This is a genomic window from Stutzerimonas degradans, assembly GCF_024448505.1.
Lineage (GTDB): Bacteria > Pseudomonadota > Gammaproteobacteria > Pseudomonadales > Pseudomonadaceae > Stutzerimonas > Stutzerimonas degradans.
This window is the reverse complement of record NZ_JAMOHV010000003.1, coordinates 71804-84835: the sequence shown is the minus strand read 5'-3', so window position 1 is coordinate 84835 and position 13032 is coordinate 71804. Positions and strand designations below refer to the sequence as shown.

The 13032-nt window shown below is 69.0% G+C and carries 13 protein-coding genes; 9 read left to right on the top strand and 4 right to left on the bottom strand.

Annotated elements, in window-relative coordinates:
* Positions 1–56 precede the first annotated feature (56 nt).
* Together NAV27_RS05515 and NAV27_RS05510 are read right to left on the bottom strand one after the other, a co-directional pair.
* Positions 57–1331, bottom strand: coding sequence for a sensor histidine kinase (locus NAV27_RS05515; protein ID WP_008570519.1), 1275 nt, complete (start codon positions 1329–1331; stop codon positions 57–59).
* Complete coding sequence (locus tag NAV27_RS05510) at positions 1321–2004, bottom strand: response regulator transcription factor (RefSeq protein ID WP_008570520.1); 684 nt, start codon at positions 2002–2004, stop codon at positions 1321–1323. The genes NAV27_RS05515 and NAV27_RS05510 overlap by 11 nt, the downstream gene beginning before the upstream one ends.
* A 102-nt stretch (positions 2005–2106) precedes the next feature.
* Between NAV27_RS05510 and NAV27_RS05505 the strand changes: the two genes are divergently transcribed.
* Positions 2107–4065, top strand: a complete 1959-nt coding sequence (locus tag NAV27_RS05505) for an LTA synthase family protein (protein ID WP_102827676.1) — start codon at positions 2107–2109, stop codon at positions 4063–4065.
* Between the two features lie 39 nt (positions 4066–4104).
* Positions 4105–4845: a phosphatase PAP2 family protein gene (locus tag NAV27_RS05500; RefSeq protein ID WP_102827677.1), complete on the top strand. Its 741-nt coding sequence runs from the start codon at positions 4105–4107 to the stop codon at positions 4843–4845.
* 21 nt (positions 4846–4866) lie between these two features.
* On the opposite strand, the gene NAV27_RS05495 is transcribed toward NAV27_RS05500, so the two are convergent.
* Together NAV27_RS05495 and NAV27_RS05490 are read right to left on the bottom strand one after the other, a co-directional pair.
* Positions 4867–5256, bottom strand: a complete 390-nt coding sequence (locus tag NAV27_RS05495) for a hypothetical protein (protein WP_008570525.1) — start codon at positions 5254–5256, stop codon at positions 4867–4869.
* A 149-nt stretch (positions 5257–5405) separates the two neighbouring features.
* On the bottom strand, positions 5406–6356 hold the full coding sequence (locus NAV27_RS05490) for an SdiA-regulated domain-containing protein (RefSeq protein ID WP_102827747.1): 951 nt from the start codon (positions 6354–6356) through the stop codon (positions 5406–5408).
* 223 nt (positions 6357–6579) lie between these two features.
* Between NAV27_RS05490 and NAV27_RS05485 the strand changes: the two genes are divergently transcribed.
* The 7 genes from NAV27_RS05485 to NAV27_RS05455 all read left to right on the top strand — a co-directional run bounded on the left by NAV27_RS05485 (position 6580) and on the right by NAV27_RS05455 (position 13001).
* On the top strand, positions 6580–7269 hold the full coding sequence (locus NAV27_RS05485; RefSeq protein WP_102827678.1) for a thermostable hemolysin: 690 nt from the start codon (positions 6580–6582) through the stop codon (positions 7267–7269).
* Positions 7253–8698 carry an AMP-binding protein gene (locus NAV27_RS05480; RefSeq protein WP_102827679.1) on the top strand — a complete coding sequence of 482 codons (1446 nt, stop codon included), beginning with the start codon at positions 7253–7255 and terminating at the stop codon, positions 8696–8698. The genes NAV27_RS05485 and NAV27_RS05480 overlap by 17 nt, the downstream gene beginning before the upstream one ends.
* A gap of 28 nt (positions 8699–8726) precedes the next feature.
* On the top strand, positions 8727–9398 hold the full coding sequence (locus NAV27_RS05475; protein ID WP_102827680.1) for an iron-containing redox enzyme family protein: 672 nt from the start codon (positions 8727–8729) through the stop codon (positions 9396–9398).
* Positions 9385–10218: an SDR family oxidoreductase gene (locus NAV27_RS05470; protein WP_102827681.1), complete on the top strand. Its 834-nt coding sequence runs from the start codon at positions 9385–9387 to the stop codon at positions 10216–10218. The genes NAV27_RS05475 and NAV27_RS05470 overlap by 14 nt, the downstream gene beginning before the upstream one ends.
* Entirely contained in the window at positions 10215–10865 is a 651-nt protein-coding gene (locus tag NAV27_RS05465; protein WP_102827682.1) for a tetratricopeptide repeat protein, read from the top strand. Before NAV27_RS05470 ends, NAV27_RS05465 begins: the two co-directional genes overlap by 4 nt.
* A gap of 61 nt (positions 10866–10926) precedes the next feature.
* Positions 10927–11586, top strand: coding sequence for a response regulator (locus NAV27_RS05460; RefSeq protein ID WP_008570532.1), 660 nt, complete (start codon positions 10927–10929; stop codon positions 11584–11586).
* Entirely contained in the window at positions 11580–13001 is a 1422-nt protein-coding gene (locus NAV27_RS05455) for an ATP-binding protein (protein ID WP_102827683.1), read from the top strand. The genes NAV27_RS05460 and NAV27_RS05455 overlap by 7 nt, the downstream gene beginning before the upstream one ends.
* The last annotated feature ends 31 nt before the right edge of the window (positions 13002–13032 follow it).

Below are 13032 nucleotides of genomic sequence, written 5' to 3'. Positions count from 1 at the left end.
ACGCCACACTAGCGAGGCCGGGATCAACGCGCTGTCAAAAGAATGTGAAAAAAACGTCAAATGACGCGATCCGACAAACGCACCCGGAAACAGCTGCCCTGCGGCTCGCGCGACGTTATACCGACGTCCCAGCCCTGGTGCGCGCAGATTCGCTTGACCAGCGACAGCCCCAAACCCAGCCCCTCGCCACGCCCTTCGGCGCCGCGCACGAACGGCTGGAACATGCGCTCCTGCTGGTCCGGTGGGATACCCACGCCGCTGTCCTCGACCCGAAAACCGCCGTCGGCAAGCACCAGCGTCACGCTGCCGTTGTCGGTGTAGTGCAACGCGTTGCGCAGCAGGTTGGACATCACCGTGCCGAGCAGCGTGCGGTTGTAGGCGCCGTGGTCTTCACCTTCGATCTTCAGCACGAAGTCCAGGCCCTTCTCCGCCAGCAGCGGCCCCCAGCGCTCGCTCTGTTCGGTGGCGACGCTGGCCAGCGTCGCGTCGCCACCGAACGAGGCCTGCTCCGGCCGCGCGCGCGCCAGCAGCAGGAAGGTTTCCACCAGCTCGTGCATTTCCTGCGCGGCACGCTGGATGCGCGCCGCCTGCTGCTGCGCCCGTGGCGGCAGCGCGGCCTGTTCGAGCAGTTCGCAGGCGCCGAGTACCACCATCAGCGGTGTGCGCAGCTCATGGCTGACGTCGGAGGTGAACAACCGCTCGCGTTCCAGGGTGCGGCGCAGCTGGCCAAGCGTGCTGTCGAAGGCGGCGGCCAGGTGCCCCACCTCGTCGTCCGGATACTGCAACGCCAGCGGCGGCGCCAGCGGATGCAGCTGGTCGCGATGGCGCACCTGATTGGCCAGCCGGCTGACCGGCGCCATCACCCGGTTCGCCATCAGCCGCCCCAGCCCCCAGGCGCCGAGCACGCTGAGCACGAAGCCGGCGAGCACCACGTTGAACAGCGCATTCTCGCGGGCCTCGAACTCGTTCTGATCTTCCATTAGCACGTAGCGCTCGCCCGCCAGGTCGCGGACGAACACGTAGAAGGCCTCGTCGTCGCGCACCAGTTCAGTGAACCCCGGCGCGAGCGCGGCGAGTTCTTCCGGCAGGCCGTACTGCGGCAAGCCGGAGGCGAAGAAGCGCGTGCTGGCATCCAGGCGCGGCGCCTGGCCGTGGGCCAGGTCAACGTCGAGTACGGTATCCATCTCGCGGCTCATTTCCTCGGTGACCAGCTGCGCCTCGATGAAGTACACCACCGCCACGATGCCGATGGAAAACACGCCACTGACCAGCAGCGTCATCAGCGTGAAGGCGATGACGATGCGCCGGGCGAAGGGTTGTTTAGCGAGCATCGCCGTCCTCCGCCAGCCGGAAACCGACGCCATGCACGGTGTGCAGCAGCGGTCGGTCGAAGGGTTTGTCGAGTACCTGGCGCAGCTGGTGGATGTGGCTGCGCAGGCTGTCGCTGTCGGGAATGTCGTCGCCCCACAGCGCCTCTTCCAGCTGTTCGCGGCGCACCACCGCCGGGCTCTTCTGCATCAGCAGCGCCAGCAGCTTGTGGCCGATGGGGTTGAGCCGCAGCGGCTGGCCGGCACGGCTGGCCTGCAGCGTGTCGAGGTCGTAATGCAGGTCGCCGACCTGCAGCTGGCGTTTGCGCGCGCCCTGGCTGCGCCGCAAGATCGCCTCGATGCGCGCCACCAGCTCGGACAGCGCGAACGGCTTGACCAGGTAATCATCGGCGCCCACGCCCAGCCCTTGCAGGCGGTCGGCCAGCGCGTCGCGGGCGGTGAGCATGATGATCGGTGTATCGCGTCCGGCGTCCTCGCGCAGGCGCTTGCACACCTGATAGCCGTCGATGCCCGGCAGCATCACGTCCAGCACGATCAGGTCGTAGTCCTGGGTCGCGGCCAAGTGCAGGCCGCCGAGGCCGTCCTGCGCGCAGTCGACCACGTAGCCCTTGAGTTCCAGATAGTCCAGCACGTTGGCCAGGATGTCGCGGTTGTCTTCGATGACCAGGATGCGCATGTCGCCTCACGCGGATGACGAAATTTTCACGGCTTCTTTACGAAGGCCTCACAAGGGCGCGCGCAGACTCCGGCGCGTTCAACCTCGCCGTGGAATCATACGATGCCTCTTCTGCGCCATGCTCAGCTTCGTTACCTGTCCCTGCTGCTCGGCCTCTGGCTGGGCGTGTTCCTGCTCACCCGCAGCGTGCTGCTCGCCGCCCACTGGACGGACGCGGCCGGAGGTGCGGGCAGCCTGCTGCAGATCTATGCCGTGGGGCTGGTCTATGACCTGGCCTACCTGGCCTTCGCCGCGCTGCCGCTGGCGCTCTACCTGCTGGCATGCCCGACGCGCATCTGGCACCGCCGCTGGCATCGGCTCGCGCTGCAACTGCTGCTGGGTCTGAGCCTGTATGCGATGCTGTTCACCGCGCTCGCCGAATGGCTGTTCTGGGACGAGTTCGGCGTGCGCTTCAACTTCATCGCCGTGGACTATCTGGTGTACTCCGACGAGGTGCTCGCCAATATCCGCGAGTCCTACCCGGTCTTTGTCCTGCTGACGCTGCTGGCCCTGCTCACGCTGCTCGCCATGACCGCGCTGCAGCCGCTGCTGCGCCGCGCGCTGGCTGAACCGAGCCTGGGCCGACGCGGGCGTGCAACGGCCCTGGCCAGCCTGCTGGCGGCGGCGCTCGGTGCCGGGCTGCTGGTCGGCCAGGACTTCCCGCGCGGCAGCGGCGGCAACGCCTACCAGCGCGAACTGGCGAGCAACGGCCCGTTCCAGTTCTTCGCCGCGTTCCGCAACAACGAGCTGGACTACCCGCAGTTCTACGCCACCCTGCCCGAGCAGGCGGTCGGCAACGACCTGCGCGCCGAAGTCGGCGAGCCGAATGCGCGATTCATCGGCAGTGATCCACTGGACATCCGCCGAGTGATCGACAACCCCGGCGCAGCGCGGCCACTAAACATCGTGCTGGTCACGGTGGAGAGCCTCAGCGCCAAATACCTCGGCAGCTTCGGCGACACCCGCGGGCTGACGCCCAACCTCGACGCACTGCGCCGGCAGAGCCTGTTCTTCACCGATTTCTACGCCACCGGCACGCGCACCGACCGAGGCCTGGAGGCCATCACCTTGTCGGTGCCGCCGACGCCAGGGCGTTCGATTGTCAAGCGCATCGGCCGCGAGAGCGGCTTCGCCAGCCTCGGCCAGCAGCTCGCCAGCAAGGGCTACGACAGCGTGTTCCTCTACGGCGGGCGCGGCTATTTCGACAACATGAGCGCGTTCTTCAGCGGCAACGGCTACCGCGTGGTCGACCAGAGCAGTGCGGACGAGGCGGACATCCACTTCAAGAACGCCTGGGGCATGGCCGACGAAGACCTTTACCGGCTGGCGCTGCACGAAGCCGACGCCGATCACGCCGCCGGCAAGCCGTTCCTGCTGCAGCTGATGACCACCTCCAACCACCGCCCCTACAGCTACCCGGACGGACGCATCGACATCCCCTCCGGCGAAGGCCGCGAAGGCGCGGTGAAGTACACCGACTACGCCATCGGCGAATTCCTCGCCCAGGCGCGCGGCAAGCCATGGTTCGCCAACACGCTGTTCGTCTTCGTCGCCGACCACACCGCCGGCAGCGCCGGCTCGCAGGACCTGCCGGTGGCCAACTACCACATTCCGCTGTTCATCTACGCGCCGGGGCTGATCGAGCCGCGCGAATTCACCGGCGTGGCCAGCCAGATCGATCTGGCGCCGACCCTGCTCGGCCTGTTGAACATGGACTACGTCTCGACCTTCTTCGGCCGCAACCTGCTACGCGCGGACGCCGCGCCGGGCCGCGCGCTGATCGGCAACTATCAGCACCTGGGGCTGTTCGACGGCCAGGACCTGGCGATCCTCAGCCCGCGCCAGGGCGTGCGCCGCCACGACGACGCGCGCGGCGCGAGCCGTGAGTCCAGCGCCGCGGCGGACGATCCGCTGGTTCGCCGCGACATCGCCTACTACCAGGGCGCCAGCTACGACTACCAGCACGCGCTGCTCAGCTGGCAGCCCACGCAGGCGCCGGCCGACCGGCTCAGCCAACGCTAACCCCTCGCCGGCGCCGCCCGCGGCGCCTCTGGAGCCCCCATGTCCGTTCTCGCGCCAACCGTCGACGGCAGCCGGCCGTTCAACTTCCTCCTCGGCTTCGGCCTGCCCGCGCTGTTGATGGCGGCGCTGCTGATCGGCGAACCGAGCCAGCTGGATTTCGCCCTGTCGCGGCTGTTCTACGAGCCCGGTGCAGGCTTCGTCGGCCGGCACAGCTGGCTGCTCGAGGATTTCCTGCATGACCGCGTCAAGCAGTTGGTGATCTTGATCGGCGTGCTGGCCATCGCCGGCTTCCTGCTCAGCCTGATGCCCACACGCCTGGCGCGCTGGCGCCGGCCGCTGGGCTACCTGGTGCTGGCGCTGGGGCTGTCGACCAGCATCGTCTCGCCGCTGAAGACGCTCACCGGCGTGCATTGCCCGTGGAGCCTGAGCGAATTCGGCGGCACGGAGACGTTCACGCCGCTGCTGGCCGAACGCGCGCCGACGCTGAAGCCGGGACGCTGCTGGCCCGGCGGCCACGCGTCGGCCGGTTTCTCGCTGCTGGCGCTGTACTTCGTCCTGCGCGACCGCCGTCCGCGCCTGGCGCACATCGCGCTGGGCGTGGCGCTGGCACTGGGCACGCTGATGTCGGCGGGCCGGGTGATGCAGGGCGCGCACTTCGCTTCGCACAACCTGTGGACGCTGCTGTTCGACTGGACGATCTGCCTGGCCTGCTACCGGCTGCTGCTCTACCGCCGCGCAGCGACGCCGGCACCAGGCATCGTTGCGACCGCCACGACCTAGGCGGCGGCCTGGCGCAGCCGGTCAGCGATGCAGCGCCTGCGCCTTGGCCTGATCGACATGGTGGCGCCACTCGCGGTCGCGCTGGCGCTCCAGCGCATTGCCGCGCCGCTCGTCGAGCCCGCTGCGCGCTTGCAGCAACGCCTGGCACTGGCGATAGCCGTCGTTCCAGCCCTCGGCATACAGCGGCTGACCCAGGTAGCGCGGCACGTCCTTGCGGAACTGCGTCAGCGCGCCGCCGGCCTGGCGGCCACTGGCGCAACCATCGCCGAAACCGGCGGCATACTCCGGCGGATAGTCGTCCGACAGCTGAGGGGTCGCACTCTGGCAGCCGGCCAGGGATAACCCGGCGAGCAGCAGCACCAACAGGGTCGGGCGGTTATGGCGAGTGGAACGAAGCAGACGAGCGGTCATCGGGGCACCCCGGCGTGGCAGGCAGGAAGCCGGCGGCGCAGTGCAACCCCCGGCAGTGAAAGCAGTCTGCGCGGGGACCCGTCAGGGTTTCGTCAAATCGATGTGAAGGCCGCGTGAAGGCCTTGGCGTTGCCTGACCGAGGGCAGGCGCTAACTGCCCTGGCGGCGGAAGCTGTAGAACAGGTTGGGCTCGCTGACCACATAGAGCGTGCCGTCGTTGTCGATGGTCACGCCCTCGGGCTGCGGCGCCGAACGCTGCAGATCGCTAAACAGGCCGAGGCCGCGATAGCTGCGCATGCGGCCGTCGCCATCGAGTTCCATCAGCAGACGAGACTCGTCGCTGAGCAGGATCAGGTGGCCGGTTTCGGCGTCGAACTGCAGGTCCGACAGATCGGTGGCGAACACCTGATCGGCGATCCAGTCGCTGCGGTCGCGAATGCTCAGCTGCATACGCCCGTCCAGGCTCGCCGCCAGCCCGCCGATTTCGTAGAGCTGGCGTGGATCGCGCTCCTTGGCAACGAACAGGCGATCGCCGGCGACATCGTAGGTCACCCCCTCGAAACCCTTGTTGCCGTTGAGGTTGATGCCCAGCGAGAAGAACTGCGCCTCGGCGATATCGATGGCACGCGGCCGCGTCGGCAGCTGGAAGATGCTCAGCTGCTGGTTGCGCTCGTCGGACACCGCGACGCGGCCGCCGCCCAGGTAGGCCAGCCCTTCGATGTCGCCGAAGCCGCGCAGCGGGAAGCGTTCGAGCAGTTCGCCGGTCTTGCTCAGCACCACGATCTGCGTCGGTCCGCCGTTGATCACGCCGAGCAGGCGGTCAAGGTCGCGGTCGTAGGTGATCGCCGACAGGTTGCGGGTGATACCGGCCACCGGCTTGGCCTCGATCAGCACGCGATAGTCCGGCAACCAGCGATCCGTGGTTTCCGCCCCGGCGACCGGCGCCGCATGCGTCAGGTTGAAATACAGCCGCTCGTCCCAGTGCAACGCCACCCCGACCGCCAGCCCGATCGCCAGCAGCAGCCCCAGGCCGAGCCAGCGATAGACCCGCTTGGGCAGTGCGTTCAGGCGCGGCAGGCCATTCGGCGCAATCGACGGCATCGCACGGGTTTGCTTCATCGCGGGGCTCCTTGGCCGGCCTGGCAGATCGGTTCGGCGCATGCAGCGGCGGTCGCCCGGCGCGCTGAACGGTGCGCCGAACATAGCCGGGGGAATGTGAAAAAAACGTCGTTCTTGCGCCAGGTCATTGCAGCCGCACCGGCTTAAGACTGGCTTAAGTTTGCCGTCCAACAATCCAGCCCAGATTCCTAACCGAGGTTCCCCGATGGAACTGCCCTGGGTTGATCACACCGATGTACTGGCACGTATCGGCCGCGAGCCGGCGCTGAGCCTGCAACTGGCGCAGGCCGATGCCGGCGAGCGGCGCGCCGCGCTGGAAAGTTTCATCCGTCAGCGTTTCGCCGAGCACTACGGCGCACGCGTGCAGCACTTCATGCCCTGCCTGCTCGGCCTGCATGGCGAGCACGGCGAGGTGCAGGGCGCGGTCGGCCTGCGCAGCGCGCGGCGCCGGCCGCTGTTTCTCGAACGCTATCTGGACGAGCCCATCGAGCAGGCGGTGAGCCAGCGCTGCGGGCGTGCGGTGCCGCGTGAGGAGATCGTCGAGGTCGGCAACCTGGCCGCCTTTGGCAATGCCTCGGCGCGCCTGCTGATCGTCGCGCTGACCGATCTCTTGGTCGCTCAGGGCTTTCGCTGGGTGGTGTTCACCGGCACGCCGGCGCTGCTCAACAGCTTCCAGCGCCTGGCGCTCGATCCGCTGGCGCTCGGCCTGGCCGATCCGGCGCGCATGGGCGAAGAGCTGGCCGACTGGGGCAGCTACTACGCCTGCCGACCGCAGCTGATGGCCGGCGAGATTCTGCCCGGCCACCAGCGCCTGACGCAGCTGGGCGTGTACGCACGGCTCGGCTACCAGCCGCTGTTCGATGCCAGCGAGGTGCCGCATGCAGCCTGCAGCTGAACGCTTCTTCCGGGCGCTCGATCAGCACAGCGGCATCGCCCTCAGCGAGGGCCCGCGCCAGTTGAGCTATGCCGAACTGCGCCACGAGGTCGGCGCGCGCGCCGGCCAGCTGGAACAGCTCGGCGTGCAGCGCGTCGCCCTGGCGCTGGACAACGGCCTGGAGTGGGCGCTGTGGGACCTGGCGCTGCTGCGTGCCGGTCTGGTCTGCGTGCCGCTGCCGGGGTTCTTCTCGCCGGCGCAGCAGGAGCATGTGCTGAACCATGCCGGCATCGACTGCCTGATCGGCGCCGCCAGCCCGCTCAGCGAGCGCTGCGGCTTCCGCCCGACCGCCGCCGGCCTGCTGCAGCGCGAGCCGCAGGCGGTCACGCCGGTGCCGGCCGGCACGCTGAAGCTCACCTACACCTCCGGCACCACCGGCCAGCCCAAGGGCGTGTGCCTGGATGCCCACGCGCAGCTGGCAGTGGCCGAGAGCCTGTGGCAGGCCAGCCTGTCCTGTGAGGTGCGCCAGCACCTGTGCGTACTGCCGCTGGCGACCCTGCTGGAAAACATCGCCGGGCTGTATGCGCCGCTGCTGGCCGGTGCGCGGGTCGAGCTGCGGCCGCTGGCGGAGATCGGTTTCAGCGGCGCGGCAGGCTTCGAGCTGCCGCGCCTGCTCGCCACGCTGCAGGCCAGCCAGCCGCACAGCCTGATCCTGCTGCCGCAGCTGCTGCTGGCGCTGGTCAGCGCCGCCGAGCAAGGCGTGCCGCTGCCCGCATCGCTGCGCTTCATCGCGGTCGGTGGCGGCCGGGTGGCGCCGCAGCTGCTGGAACGCGCCGAGCGCCTCGGCCTGCCGGTATTCGAGGGCTATGGCCTGTCCGAATGCGCCTCGGTGGTCTGTCTGAACACGCCCGAAGCGCGGCGCATCGGCACCGTCGGCCGGCCGTTGCCGCACGTCGAGCTGCGCCTGGCCGACGACAGCGAGGTGCTGGTGCGCGGCCCGCACATGCTCGGTTACCTCGGCGAGCCGCCGCTCACCGGCGACTGGCTGGCCACGGGCGATCTCGGCCACTTCGAGGACGGTTTCCTGATCCTGCACGGGCGCAAGAAGCATCAGTTCGTCACCGCCTACGGGCGCAACGTCAACCCGGAGTGGGTCGAGGCCGAGCTGGTGCAGCAGGCGCCCATCGCCCAGGCCTGGCTGCATGGCGAGGCACTGGCGCAGAACGTCGCCGTGCTGGTGCCACGACGCGCCGAGCTGAGCGACGCCGAGCTGCAGGCGGCGGTCGAGCGGGTCAACGCCGGCCTGCCCGACTACGCCCGCGTGCACTGCTGGCTGCGCGCCGCCGAACCCTTCAGCGCCGGCAACGGCCTGGCCACCGCCAACGGCCGGCTGCGCCGCGATGCCCTGTTCAATCATTACCAGGCGGCCGTTGCCGCCGTTCTTTCCTGACTTCCTCTTCCGATCGCGAGGTACGCCCATGGACTTCTTCGACCACCTGCAACACCAGACCAGTGCCGAACGCGAATACCTGCTCGGCGCGCCGATCATCCATGCCGCGCTCGCTGGCACGGCGACCCGCGAGCAGTACATCGCCTTCCTCACCCAGGCCTACCACCACGTCAAGCACACCGTGCCGCTGTTGATGGACTGCGGCGCGCGCCTGCCGGAACGCCTGGAGTGGCTGCGCGAGGCAATCGCCGAGTACATCGAGGAGGAGATCGGCCACCAGGAATGGATTCTCAACGACATCCGCGCCTGCGGCGGCGATGCCGAGGCGGTGCGCCACGGCCAGCCGGCACTGCCTACCGAGCTGATGGTCGCTTACGTCTACGACCGCATCGCCCGGCACAACCCGGCGAGCTTCTTCGGCATGGTCAACGTGCTCGAAGGCACCAGCATCGCGCTGGCAACCCAGGCCGCCGGCGTGCTGCAGGCCAAGCTCGGGCTGCCGGCCAAGGCCTTCAGCTACCTGACCTCCCATGGCAGCCTGGACCTGGAGCACATCGAGTTCTTCAAGCGGCTGATGAACCGTCTCGACGACGAGGATGACAAGGCCGCGGTGGTGCATACCGCGCGCGTGGTCTATCGCCTCTACGGCGACATCTTCCGCAGCCTGACCACCACGGAGCCCGGCCATGCAACTGCGTGACGCGCGCATCCTGCTCACCGGCGCCAGTGGCGGCATCGGCCAGGTGCTGGTCGAGCGGCTCTGCGCTGGCGGCGCGCAGGTGCTGCTGGTCGGTCGCGACAGCCTGGCGCTGGAGACGCTGGCCCAGCGCTACCCGGGGCAGGTCAGCCTGGTCTGTGCGGACCTCGCTCAGCGCAGCGGCCGGCATCTGGTGCTGGATGCGGCGCGGCGTTTCGGCGGCCTCAACTGCGTGATCAACGCCGCCGGGATCAACCAGTTCAGCCTGCTCGAACAGCAGGACGAGGACGCCATCGCCCGGCTGATCGGCGTCAACGTCACCGCCACGCTGCAACTGACCCACCTGCTGCTGCCGCTGCTGCGCCAGCAACCGCAGGCGCTGCTGGTCAATCTCGGCTCGACCTTCGGCTCCATCGGCTACCCGGGCTTCGCCGCCTACTGCGCCAGCAAGTTCGCCCTGCGCGGTTTCTCCGAGGCGCTGCGCCGCGAGCTGGCCGACAGCCACGTCAAGGTGCTCTACATCGCCCCACGCGCCACCCGCACGGCAATGAACAGCGCCGACGTGGTGGCGATGAACGATGCGCTGAAGGTCGGCATGGACGACCCGCAGGCCGTGGCGCGGCAGATCGTCCGCGCCATCGTCGCCGAGCGCGAGGAACTGTACCTCGGCTGGCCGGAAAAGCTCTTCGTGCGCCTCAACAGCCTGCTGCCGCGCATGGTCGACCAGGCGCTGCGCAAGCAGTTGCCGGTGATCAAGCGCTTCGCCCACGGCGCGCCCTCGACCGCCCCCAATCCCCCCACCTCAAGCGGAGAAAAGCCATGAAACGTCTGCTCGGTCTTTGCAGCGTCCTGCTGGCGCTGGCCAGCCAACCCTCCTTCGCCCTCAGCGCGGCCGGCGAATCGTCGCTGCAGCAGGTCCAGACGCGCTGGGCGGAGATCAACTACCAGCTGCCCGCGGCGCAGCGCGAAGCGGCCTTCGCCAAGCTCGCCGCGGAAGCCGAACGCGCGGTAGCCGGCGAACCGCAGGCCGCCGAACTGCATATCTGGCACGGCATCGTGCTCAGCACCTGGGCCGGCGCCAAGGGCGGGCTCGGCGCGCTGGGCCTGGTCAAGCAGGCCAAGGCGGAACTGGAAAAAGCCATCGAGCTCGACGCACAGGCGCTCGACGGTTCGGCCTATACCAGCCTGGCCAGCCTCTACTATCAGGTGCCCGGCTGGCCGATCGGCTTCGGTGACGAGGACAAGGCCGAGGCGCTGTTCCAGCAGGCGCTGGCGCTGAACCCGAACGGTATCGACCCGAACTACTTCCACGGCGATTTCCTGCTGCGCCAGAAGCGCTATGGCGAAGCGCGTGCCGCACTGGAGAAGGCACTCGCCGCGCCCGCCCGCCCCGGTCGTGAGGTTGCCGACGCCGGCCGCCGCGACGAAGCCCGCGCGCTGCTTGCGCAGGTCAAGGAAAAGCTGGAATAACCGGGTGCGGCGGCGTTGAATGCACAGCAACGCCGCGCCCCTTCAAGACGACAGGAACGACATGCGCATTCTGCTGGTGGAAGACGATCGCGCCCTCGGCGAGGGCATCCGCACCGCGCTCAAGCCCGAGGGCTACACCGTCGACTGGCTGCAGGACGGCGCCAGCGCGCTGCATGCGCTGAGCCACGAGAGCTTCGAGCTGGCCATCCTCGACCTCGGCCTGCCGCGGCTCGACGGCCTGGAAGTGCTCAAGCGCCTGCGCGCCGCGGGCAATCCGGTGCCAGTGCTGGTGCTCACCGCGCGCGACGCCACCGGCGATCGCATCGCCGGGCTGGACGCCGGCGCCGACGACTACCTGGTCAAGCCATTCGACGTCGCCGAACTCAAGGCCCGCCTGCGCGCACTGCTCAGGCGCAGCTTCAACCGCCCGGAACCGACCCTGGAATACCGCGGCATTCAGCTCGATCCGGTCAACCAGCAGGTCAGCTACCAGGGCGCGCCGGTCAGCCTGCCGCGCAAGGAATTCGTCCTGCTGCACGAACTGCTCGCCCAGCCCGGCCGCGTGCTGACCCGCGACCGACTGCAACAGGCGCTCTACGGCTGGGATGAGGACATCGAAAGCAACGCGCTGGAGGTGCACATCCACCACCTGCGCAAGAAGTTCTTCCCCGAGCTGATCCGCACCGTGCGCGGCGTCGGCTATCTGGTGGACAAATGCTGAAGCGCTCGATCCGCCAACGCACCCTGGCGCTGCTGCTCGGCACCCTGCTGGTTTCGCTGAGCCTGATCTCCTGGCAGAGCTACCGCGACGCCCGCCACGAAACCGAGGAGCTGTTCGACGCCCAGCTGGCGCAGAGCGCGCGGTTGGTGCAGGGGCTGATGGCGCGCGACATGGACCAGCAGACCCGCCGCGCCCTGCAGCAGGCACTGGACGCCGCGGTGAATGCCCGGCGCGATCAGGGCGTGCCGGGGCATGACTACGAGACCAAGCTGGGTTTGCAGGTCTACGCCGCCGACGGCAGTACCGTGCTGCAATCGGCCGGCGCCCCGGAAGGCGCCCTGCAGCAGCTGCTCGGTGCGACGGGCAGCTCGCCGGCACCGTTCGCCGGCCTGTCCGGTGGCTATCACGATGTGATGCTCGATGGCCGCGACTGGCGGCTGTTCCTGCTGGAAGACCCGCAGGACGCGCTGTGGATCCTGGTCAGCGAGCGCGAGGACGTGCGCGGCGAACTGGTCGGCAAGATCGCCCGGCGCAGCCTGCTGCCCGATCTGGTCGGCCTGCCGTTGCTGGCGCTGCTGATCTGGCTGGCGGTGGGCTGGGGCCTGCGGCCGCTGGCGCACATGGCGCGGCTGCTGAAGGATCGCGCGCCGGACAACCTCGCCCCGCTGCTGCTGGCGCCGCTGCCGCAGGAACTGGAGCCGGTGGCCGCCTCGCTCAACCGCCTGCTGCAACAGGTCAACCAGCTGCTGGAGCGGGAAAAGCGCTTCATCGCCGACGCCGCCCACGAGCTGCGCACGCCGCTGGCGGTGCTGCGCATTCACGCGCAGAACGCGCAGCAGGCCAGCAGCCCACGCGACCGCGAGGAAGCGCTGGAACAGCTGCTCGCCGGCGTCGACCGTACCACCCGCGTGGTCGCCCAGCTGCTGACCCTCGCCCGCCTGGAGCCCAGCGCGCAGCAGCTGCGGCTGGTGCCGCTCGACCTCGGCGTGCTGGCGCGCGAAACCCTTGCCGAGCTGACACCGCTGGCCCTGGCGCGCGAGCAGGAGCTGGCGCTGGAGGTGGACGAGCACGCCGATCTGCAGCTGCACGGCGACGCTGCGAGCCTGGTCACGCTGCTGCAGAACCTGCTGGGCAATGCGCTGCAGTACACCCCGCGCCGGGGACGCATCGAGGTGCGCCTGCACGCCAGCGCCGATGCGCTGAATCTGGATGTCGCCGACAGCGGCCCGGGAGTCGCCGCCGAACTGCGCGAGCAGCTGTTCGAGCGCTTCGTGCGCCTCGGCGACGGTGAAGGCGCCGGGCTGGGCCTGTCGATCGTCGCGCGCATTGCCGAACTGCATGGCGCGACGGTGGAACTGCTGGATTCATCGCTGGGCGGTCTGTGCGTGCGGGTACGCTTCCCGCGCGGCCGCTAGGCGCCAGATGGCAAACCGACCGTTGCGAGGC

Excerpts from the sequence above, each read along its gene's own strand:
- NAV27_RS05465 (WP_102827682.1), top strand. The coding sequence starts at position 10,215 with ATGAAACGTCTGCTCGGTCTTTGCAGCGTCCTGCTGGCGCTGGCCAGC.
- NAV27_RS05495 (WP_008570525.1), bottom strand. The coding sequence starts at position 5,256 with ATGACCGCTCGTCTGCTTCGTTCCACTCGCCATAACCGCCCGACCCTG.
- NAV27_RS05500 (WP_102827677.1), top strand. The coding sequence starts at position 4,105 with ATGTCCGTTCTCGCGCCAACCGTCGACGGCAGCCGGCCGTTCAACTTC.
- NAV27_RS05480 (WP_102827679.1), top strand. The coding sequence starts at position 7,253 with ATGCAGCCTGCAGCTGAACGCTTCTTCCGGGCGCTCGATCAGCACAGC.
- NAV27_RS05460 (WP_008570532.1), top strand. The coding sequence starts at position 10,927 with ATGCGCATTCTGCTGGTGGAAGACGATCGCGCCCTCGGCGAGGGCATC.
- NAV27_RS05475 (WP_102827680.1), top strand. The coding sequence starts at position 8,727 with ATGGACTTCTTCGACCACCTGCAACACCAGACCAGTGCCGAACGCGAA.
- NAV27_RS05515 (WP_008570519.1), bottom strand. The coding sequence starts at position 1,331 with ATGCTCGCTAAACAACCCTTCGCCCGGCGCATCGTCATCGCCTTCACG.
- NAV27_RS05485 (WP_102827678.1), top strand. The coding sequence starts at position 6,580 with ATGGAACTGCCCTGGGTTGATCACACCGATGTACTGGCACGTATCGGC.
- NAV27_RS05510 (WP_008570520.1), bottom strand. The coding sequence starts at position 2,004 with ATGCGCATCCTGGTCATCGAAGACAACCGCGACATCCTGGCCAACGTG.
- NAV27_RS05470 (WP_102827681.1), top strand. The coding sequence starts at position 9,385 with ATGCAACTGCGTGACGCGCGCATCCTGCTCACCGGCGCCAGTGGCGGC.
- NAV27_RS05490 (WP_102827747.1), bottom strand. The coding sequence starts at position 6,356 with ATGCCGTCGATTGCGCCGAATGGCCTGCCGCGCCTGAACGCACTGCCC.
- NAV27_RS05505 (WP_102827676.1), top strand. The coding sequence starts at position 2,107 with ATGCCTCTTCTGCGCCATGCTCAGCTTCGTTACCTGTCCCTGCTGCTC.
- NAV27_RS05455 (WP_102827683.1), top strand. The coding sequence starts at position 11,580 with ATGCTGAAGCGCTCGATCCGCCAACGCACCCTGGCGCTGCTGCTCGGC.